At 35.5% G+C, this 19,592-nt stretch carries 11 protein-coding genes; 8 read left to right on the forward strand and 3 right to left on the reverse strand.

The window, feature by feature from the left end:
* Nucleotides 1–36: 36 nt before the first annotated feature.
* From ACO05S_RS14675 to ACO05S_RS14685, 3 genes are all read left to right on the forward strand, one after another.
* A complete protein-coding gene (locus ACO05S_RS14675; protein ID WP_421918759.1) occupies nt 37–2,844 on the forward strand; it encodes an alpha/beta hydrolase family protein in 2,808 nt (935 codons plus the stop codon).
* A gap of 661 nt (nt 2,845–3,505) precedes the next feature.
* Nucleotides 3,506–3,967, forward strand: a complete 462-nt coding sequence (locus tag ACO05S_RS14680) for an Lrp/AsnC family transcriptional regulator (protein ID WP_421918760.1) — start codon at nt 3,506–3,508, stop codon at nt 3,965–3,967.
* A 685-nt stretch (nt 3,968–4,652) separates the two neighbouring features.
* On the forward strand, nt 4,653–8,006 hold the full coding sequence (locus ACO05S_RS14685) for a PAS domain-containing hybrid sensor histidine kinase/response regulator (RefSeq protein ID WP_421918761.1): 3,354 nt from the start codon (nt 4,653–4,655) through the stop codon (nt 8,004–8,006).
* Between the two features lie 336 nt (nt 8,007–8,342).
* On the opposite strand, the gene ACO05S_RS14690 is transcribed toward ACO05S_RS14685, so the two are convergent.
* Complete coding sequence (locus ACO05S_RS14690; RefSeq protein ID WP_421918762.1) at nt 8,343–9,515, reverse strand: phytase; 1,173 nt, start codon at nt 9,513–9,515, stop codon at nt 8,343–8,345.
* A gap of 10 nt (nt 9,516–9,525) precedes the next feature.
* Nucleotides 9,526–12,333, reverse strand: a complete 2,808-nt coding sequence (locus ACO05S_RS14695; protein WP_421918763.1) for a TonB-dependent receptor — start codon at nt 12,331–12,333, stop codon at nt 9,526–9,528.
* A 551-nt stretch (nt 12,334–12,884) separates the two neighbouring features.
* Here ACO05S_RS14695 and ACO05S_RS14700 point away from each other — a divergent pair.
* From ACO05S_RS14700 to rbr, 3 genes are all read left to right on the forward strand, one after another.
* The gene (locus ACO05S_RS14700; RefSeq protein ID WP_421918764.1) at nt 12,885–13,811 is read left to right on the forward strand and encodes a hypothetical protein; all 927 of its coding nucleotides are present in this window, start codon (nt 12,885–12,887) and stop codon (nt 13,809–13,811) included.
* 131 nt (nt 13,812–13,942) lie between these two features.
* Nucleotides 13,943–14,578: a 7-carboxy-7-deazaguanine synthase QueE gene (locus ACO05S_RS14705; RefSeq protein WP_421918765.1), complete on the forward strand. Its 636-nt coding sequence runs from the start codon at nt 13,943–13,945 to the stop codon at nt 14,576–14,578.
* A 563-nt stretch (nt 14,579–15,141) separates the two neighbouring features.
* Nucleotides 15,142–15,714, forward strand: a complete 573-nt coding sequence (gene rbr / locus ACO05S_RS14710) for a rubrerythrin (protein WP_421918766.1) — start codon at nt 15,142–15,144, stop codon at nt 15,712–15,714.
* A gap of 33 nt (nt 15,715–15,747) precedes the next feature.
* On the opposite strand, the gene trmD is transcribed toward rbr, so the two are convergent.
* Nucleotides 15,748–16,425 carry a tRNA (guanosine(37)-N1)-methyltransferase TrmD gene (gene trmD / locus ACO05S_RS14715; RefSeq protein WP_421918767.1) on the reverse strand — a complete coding sequence of 226 codons (678 nt, stop codon included), beginning with the start codon at nt 16,423–16,425 and terminating at the stop codon, nt 15,748–15,750.
* Nucleotides 16,426–16,758: 333 nt separating this feature from the next.
* On the opposite strand from trmD, the gene ACO05S_RS14720 reads away from it, so the two are divergent.
* Both ACO05S_RS14720 and ACO05S_RS14725 read left to right on the forward strand, forming a co-directional pair.
* Nucleotides 16,759–17,133, forward strand: coding sequence for an Hsp20/alpha crystallin family protein (locus ACO05S_RS14720; protein ID WP_421918768.1), 375 nt, complete (start codon nt 16,759–16,761; stop codon nt 17,131–17,133).
* A gap of 342 nt (nt 17,134–17,475) precedes the next feature.
* Nucleotides 17,476–19,401, forward strand: coding sequence for a DUF349 domain-containing protein (locus ACO05S_RS14725; protein ID WP_421918769.1), 1,926 nt, complete (start codon nt 17,476–17,478; stop codon nt 19,399–19,401).
* Nucleotides 19,402–19,592 lie beyond the last annotated feature (191 nt).

A 19,592-nucleotide genomic window follows, 5' to 3' on the forward strand; every position in this document is an offset into this window, starting at 1 on the left:
ATTTAACCAATAATACAACCTATAACTAAAGGCAAAATGAATTATTTATTTAAAGCTGCATGGCTTTGTTTGTTAGTGGTAAACTTATCGGCTAATGCGCAAAAAATTCCATTAAAACATTCCGACTACGATAATTGGAAGAACCTGAAGAATCAGCAGATATCAGCCAATGGAGAGTGGATAAGCTATGAGGTAAATCCACAAAAGGGAGATGGATTTTTATATCTATATCAGGTAAAAACGAAAACATTAGATTCCATCGCAAGAGGCTACGAAGCGGAATTTTCTCCTGCATCCAAAGTGCTTACTTTTAAGATTAAGGCGCAGTACGATACCCTTCGACAGGCTAAATTAAACAAAGTGGATAAAAAAGATCTGCCAAAAGATTCGATAGGAATTTGGAATCTGAAAAGCAAAAGAATTTTGAAAGTGGCAAAACTTAAATCTTTTCAAATGCCCGAAGAAAAAGGAGAATGGATGGCTTACCATCTAGAAATGCCGAAAGAAAAAAAGGGTAGTTTGGCAAAGGACTCGCTAAAGGCCAAACCATCGATCAAAAAAGGATCGAAGCGAAAAGATAAGATCAAAAAAGGCAAGCTGGTAATTAAAAACTTTGTGAATGATAATGAGTTCGAATTCGACAATGTAACAGATTACGCTCTTGCCCGAAATGGAAATGCGGTCAGCTTTATTCAATCGGTAGGCGATAGCATACAAACTGCCTTGGTTAAAATTTTTCATGGAAAATCTGAGAAAGTGAACCAGGTTTTTGAGAAAGAAGGAAAAGCAGATAAGGCAACAATTTCGGCAAATGGAGATCAAATTTCATTTATCTTCTCGGCTGATACTACTAAAAATAAATGTTTCGAACTGTATTATGGAGATGTAAATTCGAACAGCAAACGGATTGTTGACACCCTGTCGCAACAGATTCAGGACAATTGGACAGTAAGTGAAAATGGAGATATCTATTTCTCGCGCAATGGCGAGAACTTGTTTTTTGGAGTAGCACCCAAACCCGAAAAAGAAGTAAAAGATACCTTATTGGATGAGGAAAAGTACCATCTTGATGTGTGGAACTGGAAAGATCCTTTGTTGCAGCCACAGCAAAAAGTGCAGGCCGAGAAAGAGATGAAACGAAGTTGGTTGGCTGTGTATCACACAAAAGAGGGCAAATTGCTTCAGTTGGCCAATCAGCAAATGAGGAGGGTTGATTTGTATGATCATGGCAATATGAAATGGGCTTTGGGTAGTTCTGCTTTGCCCTATCAGCAGTTGATTTCGTGGGATGGCTGGTATAAAGATTACTACCTGGTGAATGCCAAAACCGGTAAAAAAGAGCTGGTTCTGAAAAAGAAAAATTCTGAAGTGGGCATTTCGCCTGCTCAAAAATACATGATTTGGTACGAAACGCAGGATAGCATTTGGTATAGCTATCAAATTGAAACGAAGAAAATAAGAGCATTAACAAAAAAAATCAAGGCAAACTTTTACAATGAAACACACGATACACCAAACGATCCCAAACCCTACGGTGTAGTGGGCTGGACCAAGGACGACAAGCGCGTAATTATTCAGGATAGATATGATTTTTGGATGATTGATCCGGCCGGAATCAAGCCAGCTGTGAACCTAACAAATGCTTATGGCCGCCGCAAGCATATCCGATTTGATTACCTTAAGTTGGATGACGAAGAGCGATTTGTTGATTTAAAAAAGCCGGTATTGCTTGGGGCATTTCACGAGCTCAATAAAAAATCGGGCATTTACCTTTTGCAAGAAGAGGATAACCCTAAAGAAGTTCTTTTTGAAGATGCCAGGTTTTATGAACCTATAAAAGCTAAAAGTGCCAATCAATTGCTATTTAAAAGGTCAACTTTCGTTGATTTTCCAAACCTTTATACCAGCAATTTAAGCTTAACCAATCAGGTTCAGGTATCGGATGCAAATCCACAACAAAAAAGTTTTAATTGGGGATCGGTTGATTTGGTAGACTGGATCTCGGGCGATGGAGAAAAATTGCAGGGATTACTTTATAAGCCCGAAGATTTTGATCCAAAAAAGAAGTACCCCATGTTGGTTTATTTCTACGAAAGAACATCCGATGCTTTACACGCTTACCATACACCACAACCCAACAGGTCGATTATTAACCCTTCATATTGCGTAAGTAATGGCTACCTTATTTTTATGCCTGATATTACTTATCACAAAGTAGGATATCCGGGCGAATCGGCCTACAGTTCGGTGGTAACAGGAACTCTTGCCATGATGAATCGTTACGATTTTATCGATAAAGAAAATATTGCCTTGCAAGGCCAAAGCTGGGGCGGATATCAAATTGCTTACCTAATAACACGTACTGATTTGTTTAAATGTGCAATGGCGGGTGCTCCTGTATCGAATATGACATCGGCTTATGGCGGAATTCGTTGGGAAAGTGGAATGAGTCGCATGTTTCAGTACGAACGAACACAAAGCAGAATAGGCGGAACGCTTTGGAACAGTACTTTGCAATACATCGAAAATTCTCCTGTGTTTTTTGCTCCTAAAATAAAAACACCCCTATTGATGATGCACAATGATAATGATGGAGCAGTGCCTTGGTATCAGGGAATTGAACTGTTTGTTGCCATGCGCAGATTGCAAAAGCCTTGCTGGATGCTTACCTACAATAAAGAAGCACACAACCTAAAGAAACGACCCAACCGAATGGATTTATCAATTAGAACCATGCAATTTTTCGATTATTACTTGAAAGGAGAACCTGCTCCGCTGTGGATGACTGATGGAATACCTGCCCTTAAAAAAGGAAAAATGGATGGCTACGATTTGCAGAAATAGAATTCACCTTAGAGTGATTCTGGTAAAAACAGGATTATTTTTGATTTTGGGGAAGGCGATTTAAAAAAATAATGCCTTCCCCAACTTGGGAAAAGCTCGTTTAAAAAAAAGAGACCTTCCCCAACTTGGGAAAAGCCCGTTTAAAAAAAAGAAGCCTTCCCCAACTTGGGAAAAGGCAAAATCGAAAAAAGAAAGCTTTTCCCAGCTTGGGAAAGCTCGAATCAAAAAAAAGAAGCCTTCCCCAACTTGGGAAAAGGCAAAATCGAAAAAAGAAAGCTTTTCCCAACTTGGGGAAGCTATAAGCGAAAAAAAACAGTCTTTCCCAAACTTGGGAAAGCTTGGTTAAAAATATAAGGCCTTTCCCCATTTTTAGGGGTAATCAAAATACAAATAAAACACCTTTATTCAGGGTGAATAAAGGTGCTAATAGTAATCTTAATAAATCGTTAGGTGTGTTGTGTTTGTTTAGCTATAAAATAGCTGATATATATGAGTATTTGTTGTTGTTTCAGTGTTATCTGCTGACAAAGTAAAGGTCTTTCCGATAAAAAACATAGTGTTTGTGTTTAAATAAGTAAAAATTACCGATATTGGTGCCGTTTTAAGGCAAAATTGCTTTAGCTTAAATGCAAACGTTATAAATTGAAGTAATATTTCTTTTATGGATAAACTTGATCAAACAGATAAGACAATACTTAGGATATTGCAAACCGATTCGAAAAAGACTGCCAAAGAAATTGCAAGCATGCTTAATCTTACACCTTCGCCGGTTTATGAACGCATTAGGCGACTCGAAAACCAAGGGTTTATTAAAAAGTATGTTGCAATACTCGATAAAAAGAGAATTGAGCGAAGTGTAACGGCCATTTGCCAGGTATCTATGAGATATCACGACGAGACTTTTATTGATGAGTTTGAAGAGCAAATACAAGACTTAAAGGAAGTGCAAGAATGCTACCACATGGCGGGTCAGGTTGATTTTATTCTGAAAATTCACGTCAGAAGCCTCGAAGAGTACCATGAATTTGTGCGTTACAAGTTATCAAAGATTAAAAACATAGGCGTGCTTAATAGCACATTTGTAATCAAGGAAATCAAGCATAGTTCCGAGTTCTATATTTAATGACAGCATGATCATTAAATCAAACTCCTTCTTTTGTCCTTTTAATTGTACTCATCCATAAAACATATGGATTTAGCCAAGCCTAGGCCTTTATTTTTTTACTTAAGCAAACTTAAAAATCTGAATAACGTGAGTTCGACGTAAAATTCTATCCACAGAAAGTTATATTTGGGATAGATTTGCATTAAAATTTGGAAAGAATAGCGGGCTATTTTGAGGAATTTTTAATGTGAAGCTGTCGTAAAGAGAACTTTCCATTATGTGTTTGCCTGCTTTCGGCATAAATTTCTTCAAATCTTCTTGAAATATCCCAATATTCCTTCGAAAATTTGAGAAAATTTCTACTCAAAATCAGATCAAACTGTGAACGAATTTTACGTCGAACTCACGTTGAATAACAATTTAAGTTTTCAGCCTAATAAAACAGGTATAAGCTTGGCTCAACCTGTAATTCATTCCCGATTCGACTTGATTTTAAGTGTAAATTTTCACAAATCGTGCGTTATTTTTTTGAGTGTTAAGTGCAAACATTTCGCAGACAGTACTTTCGGCAACTTAAGTTTAGATTGAACTTAGTGCATAATTAATGCGTTTTTTACAATTGTTTTGGTTATTTGAATAAAATACTTGATTTGATTTTAGTATATTGGTACGGACTACTACAACTAGATTTAATTAAAAATCAATGATTTCGGATAGTTATAGGAATATGTCTCCAGATGAATTTGAGAAGCGCCTGTTTGAGTATCAAAATCAAATAGAACTTTTAACTAAGCGGATTGTGGACTTGGAAAACGAAAATTCCGTTTTAGCCAAGGAGCTTAAAAATACCCGAACCAAAGACGAATACAACTTGCTGTTTAAAGCAAGTTCGCAAGGGATTATCATTCGCGATATCAATGGAAAAATTACCTATGCCAATCCGGCAGCATCCTATATTCTAGGAGTTTCGGCTAATGATTTACTTGGAGAAAAAAGTTTTGCTCCCCGGATTAATAACATTTTGCCTGGTGGGGCGTTATTAGATGCGAATTCGCACCCGGCCAAACTGGCCTTGGAAACCTCTAAGGAAATTAGCAATTCTATTCTAGGGGTATTTAATCCTAAAAAGCAAGAATACATTTGGATTAATATTACTGCAACACCCATATTCGATGAACTTTCCAATAAAGCAAAGCGGGTGTTTACAGTTTTTGAAGATATCAGTAAGAAGCTCGAAGCCGAAAAGCGAATTAAAGATAGTGAGGCAAAAGCAAGAGCATTGCTTCAAACCATACCCGATTTAATAATTCGTATTACCCGCAACGGGAAAATTATTGATTTGCATGGGAAATCCAATGGCTTATTCATCGCTCCCGAACCTATCGAGGATGTTAACATCAACAGCCTTTTTGATGGCGAGCTTAGAGTGAAATTCTCAGAAAATATGGAGGAGGCTTTCGATTCGAAGCAGATTAAAATATTTGAGTACAGCAAAAGAACCGAACACAAAGGGGTTTGCTATTTTGAATTTAGAATTAACACGATTGGCGAGAAAGAAGTAACTACCATTATTCGTGACATTACTCAGCAAAAAAGATCGCAAAGGAAAGTAGCCGAAGCAACCAGACGTTTAACTACCTTAATTGGTAATTTAAAAGGAATGGCTTACCGTTGTTTGGTTGATGAGTATTGGACCATGTTATTTGTGAGCGAAGGGATTAATGATCTTACAGGATATGCTGCCGAAGAAATCAACTACAATTCAAAACTATCCTATAGTGATATTATTCATCCCGATGACAGAGTGAAGGTTCATAAGATTGTTGAAGAGGCTGGAAAGAAAGATCAACGATTTTCGATGGAGTATAGAATCATTACAAAATATGGTGCTGTAAAATGGGTATATGAACAAGGGCTAACCATAAAAGATAGATTGCATAGGCCTTTGTTTATTGAAGGATATATAACGGATATAACAGAAAGAAAGATTACCGAACAGAAATTGGAATTGAGCGAGAGCAAATTTAGAGAACTGTTCAATTCCTTAAACGAAGCTGTTTTTGTATACCCATGGAGTGAAAGTGGCTTGCAAAATTTTATTGAGGTAAATCATACAGCAGTAGAAAGGTATGATTACTCAAAAGAAGAGTTTCTTGAGCTGGATTTAAAGAACATTACAAAAGATGGGGTGTACTCGGCAGATAAACTCGATGAAATTAATGAGGTAATTCGTGAGTTGGGAACTTTTTATATGCGATCGTGGCATTGTCGCAAAAATGGCAAGCAATTTCCGGTAGATGTAACGGCCAATTTTGTTGATTTTAACGATGAGAAATTTATTCTGATTGTTGTTCGTGATATTACCAAGCAGATAAAAGCAGAGGAGGAGCTGGCAAGAAAAAATAGAATCGAAAAAGTAATAAGCACCATTTCTGCGCGCTTTGTTAGTTCATCGATTCAGGATATTGATGCTGCAATTGTTTCATCTTTAAAAAAGATGGCAAAGCTTACAAAAGCAGAAAGGGCATTTACAAACCTTATTATCAATAATGAAAAGTATTTGGAAAGATCGCATGAATGGTATGCAAATAGCAGTGTTCAAAGGTTTAAGAATCCGAAAATCATGGATCTGAAAAATTTTGAATGGTGGAGGGATAATTTCTCGAAAAACAAATATTTTGTCTTCGATGACATCAAAGATATGGATCCCTTGGCATTCGAAAATTTTGTGCACAACCCGCAAAGCTTTGTAAAATCGGTGCTTATATTTCCATTGATTAGTCAGGATAAATTATTAGGATCGGTTAGCTTCGACACGGTTGAAAATACCCAAAAGTGGGACAAAACATATATCGTTCATATAAAGACTTATGCTGATATGTTGGCAGGAGTTTTAAGCAGAAAACGATACGAACAGGAGTTAATTTTTGCCAAAGAAAAAGCAGAAGAAAGCGACCAGTTAAAATCTACTTTTCTGGCTTCCATGTCGCATGAATTAAGAACACCTTTGAATGCAATTATTGGATTTAGTACACTGCTAAAACCAAATTCTCCATCCGAAAAAATTGAGAAATGGAATTCAATTGTCCGATCAAGCGGTAAGCATTTGCTGAAAATAATAGAATCGATTTTTGATGTTTCCTTATTGCAAGCTAAAGAAGTGAAGTTAAACATAGACCAGTTTTCACTGTGCGAAATGTTTGATACCATACAGCAGTATGTTAAGGCAGAGGTGAAAAAGCTGAATAAAACAAATCTTGCAATCAATTACATATCGTTTGGTGAGCGCGATGTTTTTATAACTTCCGATCGCACGAAATTAATGCAGTTAATAACCAATTTATTGAATAATGCCATTAAATATACCGAATTAGGAAAGGTTGAATATGGCTGTAAAATTCATGATGACAGTATTGTTTTCTTTGTATCAGATACCGGAATAGGAATCTCCGAGGAGCATAAAGACATCATTTTTGATATTTTCCGCCAGATTGACGATCCCTATTGGGGCTTGCAATCGGGCGTAGGATTGGGTTTGGCAATTTGCAAGGAAATTACAAATTTATTGAACGGAGAACTGTGGCTTGATTCCGAAAAAGGCAAGGGATCTTGTTTCTACTTTAAATTGAATAATGTGCTTAGCATTCCTGATCAAAAGCAATTTAAAGCCCTAAAGAACATCGAGCCACCAAATTTAAAAGGCAAAACCATATTAATTGTAGAAGATGTTGAGATTAATTACTACCTGCTGGAAGAAATATTGGCTCCAACTAATGCCAACTTAATGTGGGCAAAAAATGGTGTTATAGCAGTTGGCATGGTACAAACAACCCCTGATTTAAATTTGGTATTGATGGATGTTAAAATACCTCATTTAGATGGATATCATGTCACAAAAAAAATACTGAAGCAAAATCCAAACTTGCCGATTATTGCGCAAACAGCCTATGCTTTAAAGGGTGATAAACAAAAAGCTTTGGACTCTGGCTGTGTGGCATATATAACAAAACCGATCGAAAGATCGGTATTGTTCGAATTGTTGCAAGAGCATATATAACGTGAGTTCGACGTAAAATTCTATCCACAGAAAGTTATATTTGGGATAGATTTGCATTAAAAATTTGGAAAGAATAGCGGGCTATTTTGAGGAATTTTTAATGTGAAGATGTCGTAAAGAGAACTTTCCATTATGTGTTTGCCTGCTTTCGGCATAAATTTCCTCAAATCTTCTTGAAATATCCCGATATTCCTTCGAAAATTTGATAAAATTTCTACTCAAAATCAGATCAAACTGTGAACGAATTGTACCTCGAACTCACGTTATATAACTGGCACCAAACAAAAGAAGCTGTCCTTTTGGGGACAGCTTCTTGTTTATTAATTGACTTAAATTTTAATTGTTTTTTTCCTCCGGCATGTCTTGATCCGGAATTTCTGAATTAGCCTTTTCACAGCACTGCAGAACAGATAAGTTTGGCTCGAATAAGTTTGCAATTTTCTCCCAACGTACCATTTTAAAATTTTGGGTAGTTGATTTTCCTTCAAACTTGTTGTAACCATCTTGCGCAATAAACAATCCTTTAGGAAAATCTTCTCCTAAATTATAGTTGATTACTTCAATACCATCTGTTTCTTCGACCCCGTCAATTGTTCCATCGCTTATTCTAAAGCTTCCTAAGTATTTGTGAGGAGCTTTTCTATCGAAAACAGCATATGAATAATTTCCTTGGCTAGATGCAATTAAATATCCTTCACCATTGTCTTCCTTAAAAATACAAAGACCTTCAATGTCTTCATAGATATTTTTATTGCCCTTTACAGTGCTTTGAGAAAGCATTTCAAGCCCCGAAGATTGATTCGGATCAATAGAGATTTTCCAAATGCCTTTGGCTTCTTCTCCAATAAAAAGAGATCCGGCTTCATCGTCGGCAACCATACCTTCCGTTTTGCTTTCCAGCTTTATTTTACGAACCAGTTGGCCTTCAACTTTCTCTTTGCTTAGTTTAATTTCCCATTGCTCTACATTACCAAAAACGCTGTTTACAAAAGCATAAAGCTTATTGTTGTTCATTGCCAAACAAAATCCATAAACTTCATCACTCATTTTTACTTTAACAGCATTGGGGTATTTCTGTAGTTCACCGCTTTCACTAATTCTGTAAAAATCGATTGTATTGGTAGTTCTATTCGAACATGCAGCAATATCAAGCAAATCATTATTTACCTGCACCTTCTGACGAACATCTACATTGTTCATTTTGCCATCGGCATAGAAGAATAGTTCTTTGCCTTGCAGGTTATAAACTGCAATTCCTCCTTTTTTATCCGTTCCAATAATTCTGCTTTGCGACGCATCTGAAAAATTAATCCATATTGCAGGATCATCAGCTGCGTCCTCGCGTGTAGAACGGTTCTTTAAGGCATCAGTTTCAGCATCAGCAGTGGTAACTTTCTCAATTAACAGGGAGGCTTTTCTGGAACCTTCGCTTTCTCTATCGCATGAGTATGCAATAGCCAAGGAAAAAGTGATCCAAATTAAACCTATAAACGTGTTAATATTCCTCATTACACTTGGCTTAGAAAGTTAGGTTTAAACCGATATTTGCTTTTACACCATAGTATTCAGATTGCATTGTTCTGCTTTCTTCGCCTTGGTAGTAACGCAATGGTTCATTTAATAAGTTGTTTGCCGATGCAAAAATACTCCAGTTTTTATTGATATTGTAGCTTGCACTCAAATCAAGATGTGTTGCTTTGTCGTAGTAACGATCGTAGAATGCTGATTTTCCCCATTCATCAATAAACTCATCAGCATGCTGTAATGATAAGCGTACCGATAGTTTTTTGCTTTCGTAGAACAATGAAATGTTCATGTTGTTCTCAGGAGTACCTGCAATTGCTAAATCTTCATCTTCACGTCCCTCGATATTGATGTTTTTCATTTTGGAGTGAGTGTAAGTGTAATTTGCATAAACTCCTAAGTTATTTAGGAAGCCTGGTAGAAAGTCCAATTGACGTTGGAAAGCAAATTCAAAACCATAAAGGTCTGCATCTCCAACATTAATTGGTTGGAAGAATTTTTCCCAAATCTGGTTGTTATAGCTGTAATCCCTTAGTTCAATAGTATTAGAGATATCATCTAATGATTTGTAAAAGAAACCTCCTGAAATTACACCAATATTAGAGAAATAGTGTTCTGCCATTACATCAATGTTCATAGCTGTTGTTGGCTCCAGAGTTGGATTTCCAATTTCAATTTCGCTATCCTCTGTTTTGATTTCACTATGTGGAACCAAATCGTAATAATTAGGGCGTGAAATGGTATTGGTCCAAGCAAGTTTTAATTTGGTGTTTTCTGAGATCGAATATTTAGCAATGATACTAGGTAAAAAGTTATTATAATCGTTAGATTCCTTCTTAGTAGTGTTTAAAGTTATTTCAGCATCTTCGTCATAGTCAGGATGATCTTCATCTTCGATTGGAATGTTTAGTATTCTACCTGAGTATTCTAGATCAGTTCGTTCCATTCTAACGCCAAAAATCATTTTTAACTTGTCTCCAATTTTTTGGTCTACACGAACGTAACCAGCATAAACTTTTTCTTCAGCCTCAAAATTTCCAGCTTCTTCTTCCAAATTCTCCTTCGGATCGTAATCGTTAAAATTCTGCCCACTTAAGAATTCCTTTGAAACAAAGTGCCCAGCCATGTAGTCGCCAGCCATAAAATCACTTTTGCTTGCATCGTATTGATTGGCTAATGCCGAATTAACAAATGAGTCTTCGTTGTCATCACCTAAGTCAATATCGTAAAACTGATTGTCTCTGTTTTTTTCTTTGCTTTTGTATCTAAAACCAGTTTTCAATTTCGTTTTCCCTTTCACAAGCGGAAGTTTAATATCAACTTTAAAGTTCTTATCAATGTCCTCTGTGAATTGGAATTCTTCGGTAAGTTCTTTCAATCCGTATTCGCTGCTTAAATCTGCCAATTGTGGATCAGAAATTGTAAACATTGGCTTTTCAGGGTTTGAAAGATTAGGATTAATGGCTACATCTTTTACTTTTAAAGAGATGTATCTTTCATTAGGCCTATCTTCAGATGCCTTCGCATAACTTCCTTTCCAGTTTACTTCTACACTTCCAAAGTGGTGCTCACCATTCAAAGAGAAGTTCATTGTTTTTTGATCTTCCAAACGGCCATCTTTGTTTGTTCCTCCTTTGGTTTGACGACGAACTTCGGTTGTCCAAGATCCATTTTCTCCCTCGATGTCTTTGTAACGAAGTCTGTATCTGTTTTCCCAGTCTTTTCTTCTGTTATAAATACCCTTTAATTCAATTTTATGGTTTGCATTAATTTCGTAATCGAAGGAAGCAGAGTAACTTTGTCTAATTCTTTGTAAGTAGTAGGTTCTGATCTGAAAATCGGATGCATATAGATTACCATTATCATCTTCCTCCCATTCAGCTTCAATATTATCCGAACCTAATTGATTGTCTTGGTAAGAAGCAGAGAATGTCATACCAAGGCTAGAGTTGCCACCAGTTTCTAGACGATTGCCATATACTGCAGATAATTGAAGTTGTGGGTCATTGCTAAGAAAGTTGTAACCTGTTCCAATACGAGCAGAAAACTGTTCTTTAAATGGATTTGATCTAGTAATTAAATTAACCGAACCACCAATTGCATCAGCTTCCATGTCTGGTGTTACTACTTTGTTTACTTCAATAGTTTGAACCATATCCGAAGGAACCAAATCCAGCTGTATAGAGCGAATCTCAGCTTCAGCCGATGGAATTCTTTCTCCGTTAATCGTTACAGAATTGTACTCAGGCGAAGTACCTCTAATGTGTCCGAAACGTGCTTCACCTTGATCGTACTGTACGTTAATACCAGGAATACGCTTCAAAGCATCTCCAACGTTATTGTCAGGGAACTGACCAACTTGTTCCGATGATACAATATTGGAAATGTTAACATTGTTTTTTTGCTGATTCAAAGCTCTTGATTGTTCTTTCATTATTCCTTGAACCACTACTTCTTGAAGCTTTAAACCTTCTTTAAGAATAATGTTCTCTGTGTAAATAGTCGAAGGTTCAATACTTAGTTTTTTGTCAATGCTTTCGTAACCAATATAAGATACATGAAGCGTGTATTCTCCCGGAGTAATGTTATTAATACGGTAGATACCATTGTGGTCGGTAACTACGCCTTGCTTGCTTTCTGTTAAAACAAGTGTAGCACCAGGTAATGGAGTATTACTCGAATCTAATACTCTACCAGTAATTGATGATTTGTCTCCATTGTTGGAGTTTTCGTCTGCATAAATGTTTTGCACAAATAAGCTAAAAGTCAAAATTAGACTTAAAGCAATCGATAGTTTTTTCATTTTTAGGATAAATTTTGATTTGTGTTAATGCTCAATCTGATATTGAGCCTAATTCAGGTGTATAATTCGGAAATCAAAATTAGTGGATCGAGAGGCGTAGAAGATTAAATCAATCTAATGCTTGTGTGAAATTATTGTTGATTCTATTGCGATTGAATGTCATTTGCATTTCATTGATGTAAAGATCTTTGTATTTGTCGGAAATATTACTTTTTAAATATTACATGATATTGTTAATAGGACTTAACTAAAAATATTGTTACAGTTTTCGCTGATTTTAAGTAGAAAGCTTTTAAAATTACCGAGTGAATATCGTGATATTGCGAGGGGATTTATGCCAAAAGCAATGGAAATCTTTCAAAAGTCATCTTCACCCAATCTTTACTGTAAAAATTCTTCAAAATATCCTGATATTCTTTCAGATTTTTAAAGAAAATCTTGAATAAATCTAACTTTCTGTGGTGAATATCTTACATCGAACTCAGGCTTGTTAGGTTTTTATTATTCAGGTTTTTTTGTCAGTTTTGTTTTGCACCAAAAACAAAAATAACGTGAAATTATCTGTTGTAATTTTAAGTTTGCAAATGCTGTGTTTGTTTGCTTGTAACTATAATTCCCCCAAGAATCAGGACATACTGAATACAGCCAATACATCGAAAAAAGAAATGGCAGTTTGTAAACCGGAATTGGTTTCGGATAGCTTGCCACCTATTACCTTAGAGCAGTCAGGTATGATATGGCATGATAGCTTAATTTGGGTAAACAACGATAGCGGAGGAGCGCCCGAGTTGTATGCCTACAATTTAAATGGAAGCTTAGTTCGAACTCTTCAAATTAAGAATGCTACCAACAATGATTGGGAGGCGCTGGCAGAAGATGAGCAATATTTTTACATTGGTGATTTCGGGAATAATTTTGGAGCACGTAAAAATCTATGCTTGTATAGGGTTGAGAAAGCAGAAATTAAAAATGCAAGTATAATAGTTGCAGAAGCTGATACAATTCAATTTCATTGGGCAGATCAAGAATCGTTTTTGTCTCTAAAACACCATCATAATTACGATTGCGAGGCCTTATTTGCATATGGCGATTCTCTTTATTTCTTCACTAAGAATTGGGAGAATTTGAAAACAAGAATGTATGCAATGCCAAAATTCGGTAAGGAGCATAGCTTGCATCCTAAGGCAAGTTTTAATGCTGATTTGTTAGTGACCGGAGCGGATATTAGTTCAGATGGAAAACTTGTTGCTTTGGTTGGCTACAAGGATTATAAAACTTATTTATATCTGTTTTATGACTTTAAGGGGGTAGATTTTTTGGATGGTAAAAACATACGATTGGATTTAAGTATTTTAGGAGGCGTCCAGACAGAAGGAGTTGTTTTTACCGACAATGGAGATTTATTTATTAATTCCGAAGCCACAAAGCAAAAGCAAGCTATTTATAAAATAGATTGGAAACAGTTTATTCAGAATTAGGGTATTCTTATTGCCCTAACAAATAATCTCACGCTTTGATTTTGAAATCCTTAAAAAGCTTGTAATTTTGTAGCCCAATTTGCTAAACAGCCACAATTTTTGGATTGTTTGAAAAGAATAAGGAAAAGATTTTGAAAGATAAGTACAGAGAAATATTTGATAGGGGAACCGATTTGCCATTGGTAGAAGACTTCTATACTATCCAGGGTGAGGGATATCATACGGGTAAGCCTGCTTACTTCATTCGAATTGGAGGTTGTGATATTGGCTGTCGTTGGTGCGATAGTAAAATATCATGGAACCCTGCGGAACACAGATTAATTTCGGTTGAAGAAGTGGTTCGTAAGGCAGTAGAATCTCCGGCAAAATCTGTTGTTGTAACTGGAGGAGAGCCTTCTTTATATAATCTAGAGCCACTTTGTACCGAGCTGAAAAGACACAATATTGAGAATTTTCTGGAAACTTCAGGTGCATATGAAATCAGTGGGGAATGGGATTGGATTTGTTTATCGCCTAAGCGAAATAAACTGCCTGTGCCATCATCTTATCAAAAAGCTAATGAGCTAAAAGTAATCATTTACGATCTGGAAAAAGATCTTGCATGGGCCGAGGAACTGTCCAAAAATGTTGGAGATGATTGTTTATTGTACCTTCAGTCAGAATGGAGTCGGTATGTTCACAATGTTAAACCCATTGTGGAGTATGTGAAGAATAATCCCAAATGGAATATTTCGCTGCAATCGCATAAATTTATGAGGATACCCTAGCATACAATGGAACTTTTAAATAGCCGGATCAACTAATGATTCGGCTTTATTGTATCAGTAAAATAGGTCTTTAGTCCGAATTCACTATCCGGATTTTGTTGAATATCTTAAGTTCGTTCCCATTAAAAATGTCAATTTAAGCATATGGTAAATAACGTGAGTTCGTCGTAAAATTCTATCCACAGAAAGTTATATTTGGGATAGATTTGCATTAAAAATTTGGAAAGAATAGCGGGCTATTTTGAGGAATTTTTAATGTGAAGATGTCGTAAAGAGAACTTTCCATTATGAGTTTGCCTGCTTTCGGCATAAATTTCCACAAATCTTCTTGAAATATCCCGATATTCCTTCGAAAATTTGAGAAAATTTCTACTCAAAATCAGATCAAACTGTGAACGAATTTTACGTCGAACTCACGTTAAATATTCTTAAAACGAAGTTGCTACCCTAACATTTACGTGCTTTTTATAATCAATATAAATAGTTTGATTTAGGTTCATATCACTTTCCTGATCCTGAAAAAAAAATGATCTTAGCATAACAAAATCAAAAAAATAATAAGCATGAGTATAAAAGGAACTCAAACCGAAAAGAATTTGTTAAAAGCATTTGCTGGCGAATCTCAAGCAAGAAGCAGGTATACATATTTTGCAAAAAAGGCAAAAAAAGAAGGGTACGAGCAGATTGCAGCATTGTTTATGGAAACGGCAGAACAAGAAATGCAACATGCAAAACGCTTTTTTAGTTTTTTAGATGGTGGTGATGTGGAAATTACAGCAGTCTATCCGGCGGGTATTGTTGGTAGTACTGCTGAAAATTTAAAAGCCGCTGCTGCTGGCGAAAATGAAGAGTACACCGACTTGTATCCTGCATTTGCAAAAATCGCAGAAGAGGAAGGATTTAAAAAGGTTGCAACTGCTTTTAAATTGATCGCTAAGGTAGAGCAAGAGCATGAGAAGCGATATCTTAAGTTGTTGGAAAATATCGAAAAGGAAAAGGTATTTGAATCCGAAGAAGAGGAGGAATGGTATTGCCGCAAATGTGGCTATGTTCATAAGGGTAGAAAAGCTCCTGAAAATTGTCCTGCATGCAATCATCCTCAAGCTTATTTTGAGAAAAAAGCAAAAAACTATTAAAACGGAAAAAGGCTCATGATTGAGCCTTTTTTTTTATTCATCTAATAAATCGGGGCGTAATTTTTTCGTTCTCAAATAGGCCTGTTCTTCTTGCCACTTTTCAATTTTCTTGTGATCTCCGGACAGCAAAATTTCTGGCACTTTCCAGCCTCTAAAATCTGCAGGTCTGGTGTAGATTGGCGGAGACAATAAATTGTCTTGAAAAGAATCTGTTAAAGCAGAGGTTTCATCGTTCATAGCTCCCGGAATTAAGCGAACAACACTATCGGTAATAACAGCAGCTGCCAGTTCCCCACCAGTTAATACAAAATCTCCTATCGAGATTTCCTTCGTGATAAAATGATCTCTTATTCTTTGGTCGATTCCTTTGTAGTGACCACAAAGGATTATAATGTTTTCTTTTAATGATAGAATATTTGCAGTTTTTTGTTCGAATTTTTCTCCGTCAGGGGTGGTAAAAATGATTTCATCATACTCTCTTTGATCCGTAAGGTGTTCAATTGCTTTTACTACCGGTTCCAATCGCATTACCATTCCTGCACCGCCACTAAATGCATAATCATCAACTTTATTGTGCTTGTCCTCCGAAAAATCACGTATGTTGTGAATGTGTATTTCAACTACTCCATTATCTTTTGCACGCTGAATGATAGAGTGGTTTAAAGGACTCTCCATTAATTCAGGAACTACTGTTAATATATCTATTCTCATTAATTCTAAATTTTCAGCAAAAGTAAATATCAGATACAAGCGATGCAAGTAATTGAAAGAACAAGAGGGTAAATCAACTTTTAGAGACAATGTGTCAGCAATAATATTGCAAATAATGACATTATGACGTTATATTTTGAATCTAAACTGACGATTTGAATCACCAATTGTAATGGTATGCAGTTTGATTAATGAATTGTGAAAATTAAATAAATAATATCGGAATCCGGAACCGAAGATTTAATAAAAAATGTATAGGAGATTATAGTTATGACATTATTAAGATATTCAAAAAGACCAAATGATTTTTTTACAAATCAGTTAATGAATCAATTGTTTAAAGAAACTCAAGATAACCTTAAAGCTTCAGTGGAAAGAGAAGCTGGCTTTCGTCCTGCTGCCAATGTTTTGGAAGAAGAGAAATATTTTTTGATTGAAGTCTCAATTCCAGGATTTGCAAAAGAGGATGTGAAAATTAATATTGAAAATGATTCTCTTAAAATTTCAGTAGAAAAGAAATCAGAGGAGAAGGAAAAAAAATACTTGAGAAGAGAATTTGGAGCGAGCAAATTCGAACGTAGCTTTAAATTGGCTGATACAATTGACCAGCAAAAAATATCGGCAGAAGTGAAAGACGGTATTTTAAATATTACTCTTCCAAAAAATGAAGAAAAAAAGCCTGAAATTCACAAAATTGAAATCAAATAATGGATTTAATGCCACACTACTATAATAAGACTTATTTTATAGCAAAGCTGGTTTAAAATAAACATCCATTTTTAATATTCATAATAGTGAATAAGGTTTAAATAGGCGTATTTTTTTTACTTACTGGGAATTATTCATGTTAGTTAATTAGTTTAATTTGGATAAGAGGTTCGTTCAACAGTACGAACCTCTTTGTTTTTAGGGGAAAAGAAAAATATTAAAATCTTTGAGGTTTAGCACATAATTAGTTAAATTCGTAAGGGTAGGCTTAAAAGTTTTCTTTTAGGTGATATTGTTAACTCAAATTTCATATGGTTTGAAATTTAATCTAACTCAATTTACATGAAAGCACCAGATCTGTCAAATCCCTCACATGAGAATGAATTAAATGAAAATTTAGAAGCGAAAGAAAAGGTAACTGATTCTCATGAAATTAAAAAAGCAGAAGCAAAATCTGTTAATTTAGAAAGTTCAGAAGCTAATTCTGATGAAGAAGCTTTTGAAGAAAAAACTGTTATTGGTTCAGAAAATGAATCCGAACTACAGAAAGAACCAGATTATACATTAATGGAGAAAGGCGAGTTGAAAAATCGCTTAACTTTACTTCTGGAAAATGAATCTCTTTCGGCTATTAAAGATAAAGTTGAAGCAATTAAGCTGAACTTTTATAAAAAGCATAATGAAGAAATTGAAGCGGCGAAAAAGAGGTTTATTAATGACGGGGGTGCTGAGGAAGATTTTCAACTAGGCTCGGACGAGCTAGAAGTTCAAGTTCGGGAAATGTTGCAAAAGTTTAAGGAGAAAAAGTCCGAATTGAACCGAAACATCGAACAGGAAAAAGAAGATAATCTTAAAAAGAAATACCAGATTATCGAGGATATTAAAGATTTGGTAAATCGCAAGGAGTCTTTCGATAAAACATTTCATGAATTCAGAGAGTTGCAAAAGCAATGGCACGAAATTGGAATGGTGCCTCAGCAAGCTTTAAAGAACTTATGGGATAATTACCATCACCATGTAGAGAATTTTTATGACTATATAAAAATCAACAAGGAACTCCGCGATCTGGATTTGAAAAAGAATATGGCTTTAAAGGTTAAGCTGTGTGAGGAGGCAGAGAAGTTGTTGAATGAGCCGTCTGTGGTGAAAGCTTTTAATACTCTGCAGAAATATCATGAGCAATGGCGAGAGATTGGACCTGTTCCAAGAACTGAAAAAGAAAAATTGTGGATCAGATTTAAAGAGGCTACAACCATTATTAATCGAAAGCATCAGGAATATTACGAAGGTTTAAAATCTGAACAGAAGAATAATCTTGCCAAAAAGACTGTGCTTTGCGAAAAGGCAGAGGAAATTGCCAATAGAGAAATTGCTTCTCATAAAGAATGGAATTCAAGTTCAAAAGAGATAATTGACTTACAAAAGGAGTGGAGAACAATTGGTTTTGCTCCCAAAAAGGATAATAATAGAATATATCAGAGATTCCGAGCAGCTTGTGATTTGTATTTTGATAAGAAACGAGATTTTTACATGGTTTTGAAAGAAAAACTAAATGTAAATCTGGAAAAGAAAAAAGAGTTGTGCGAAATTGCAGAAAGCCTTCAGGATAGTCAGGACTGGAAAGAGACAACAGATAAACTGATTGCGATCCAGAAAGAATGGAAAACAATAGGGCCTGTACCTAGAAAAGTATCAGAAGATCTGTGGGTACGCTTTAGAGCGGCTTGCGATAAATTTTTCCATAATAAATCGAATCATTTTGATAATGCAGATGCTGGACAAATAGAGAACCTTAAGCTTAAAGAGTCTTTAATTGAGAAAGTACAAAATTTTGTGCTTGCCGAAGATAACGAGAAAAATTTAAGTGCTTTGAGGAAGTTCCAAAAGGAGTGGACGCAAATTGGACATGTTCCTTTCAAGAAAAAGGATAAAATTCAGGAGCTATTCAGAAAAGCTATAAACAGCTTGTATGACCGCATGAATATGGATAGCGAGAACAAGGAAGTGCAAAAATTTAAGACCAAGATTGATACTTTCTTGAGCATGAGTAATTACGAGGATAAGATTATTATTGAGAGAAATAAAATTGTAAATAAGATGAGGCAATTGGAAAGTGACATTGCTTTGTGGGAAAACAATGTAGGTTTTTTCTCTTCTTCAAAGAATTCGAGTGTTGTTAGCGAAATTGAGGAGAAAATTGAGAGAGGAAAACAAAATCTCGCAATATTGAGTGAAAAGCTTAAAATTATTGACGGATTGGTTTCGTAGTTTTTTGTTAATTCAATTTAAAAAGGCATTTCTCATTGTGGGAAGTGCTTTTTTTATGGAATTTGGGTTAGTATTCATAAATGGAATACTGGTGTTATTACGTAATAAAATAAATCAGGATTTGATGGTTCGAAACATAGATTTCGTTTCTTAAAGACTTATAATTTGACTACTTTTGCAGCTTTAATAAA

The sequence above is a fragment of the Marinifilum sp. genome, assembly GCF_965230805.1.
Taxonomy (GTDB): domain Bacteria; phylum Bacteroidota; class Bacteroidia; order Bacteroidales; family Marinifilaceae; genus Marinifilum.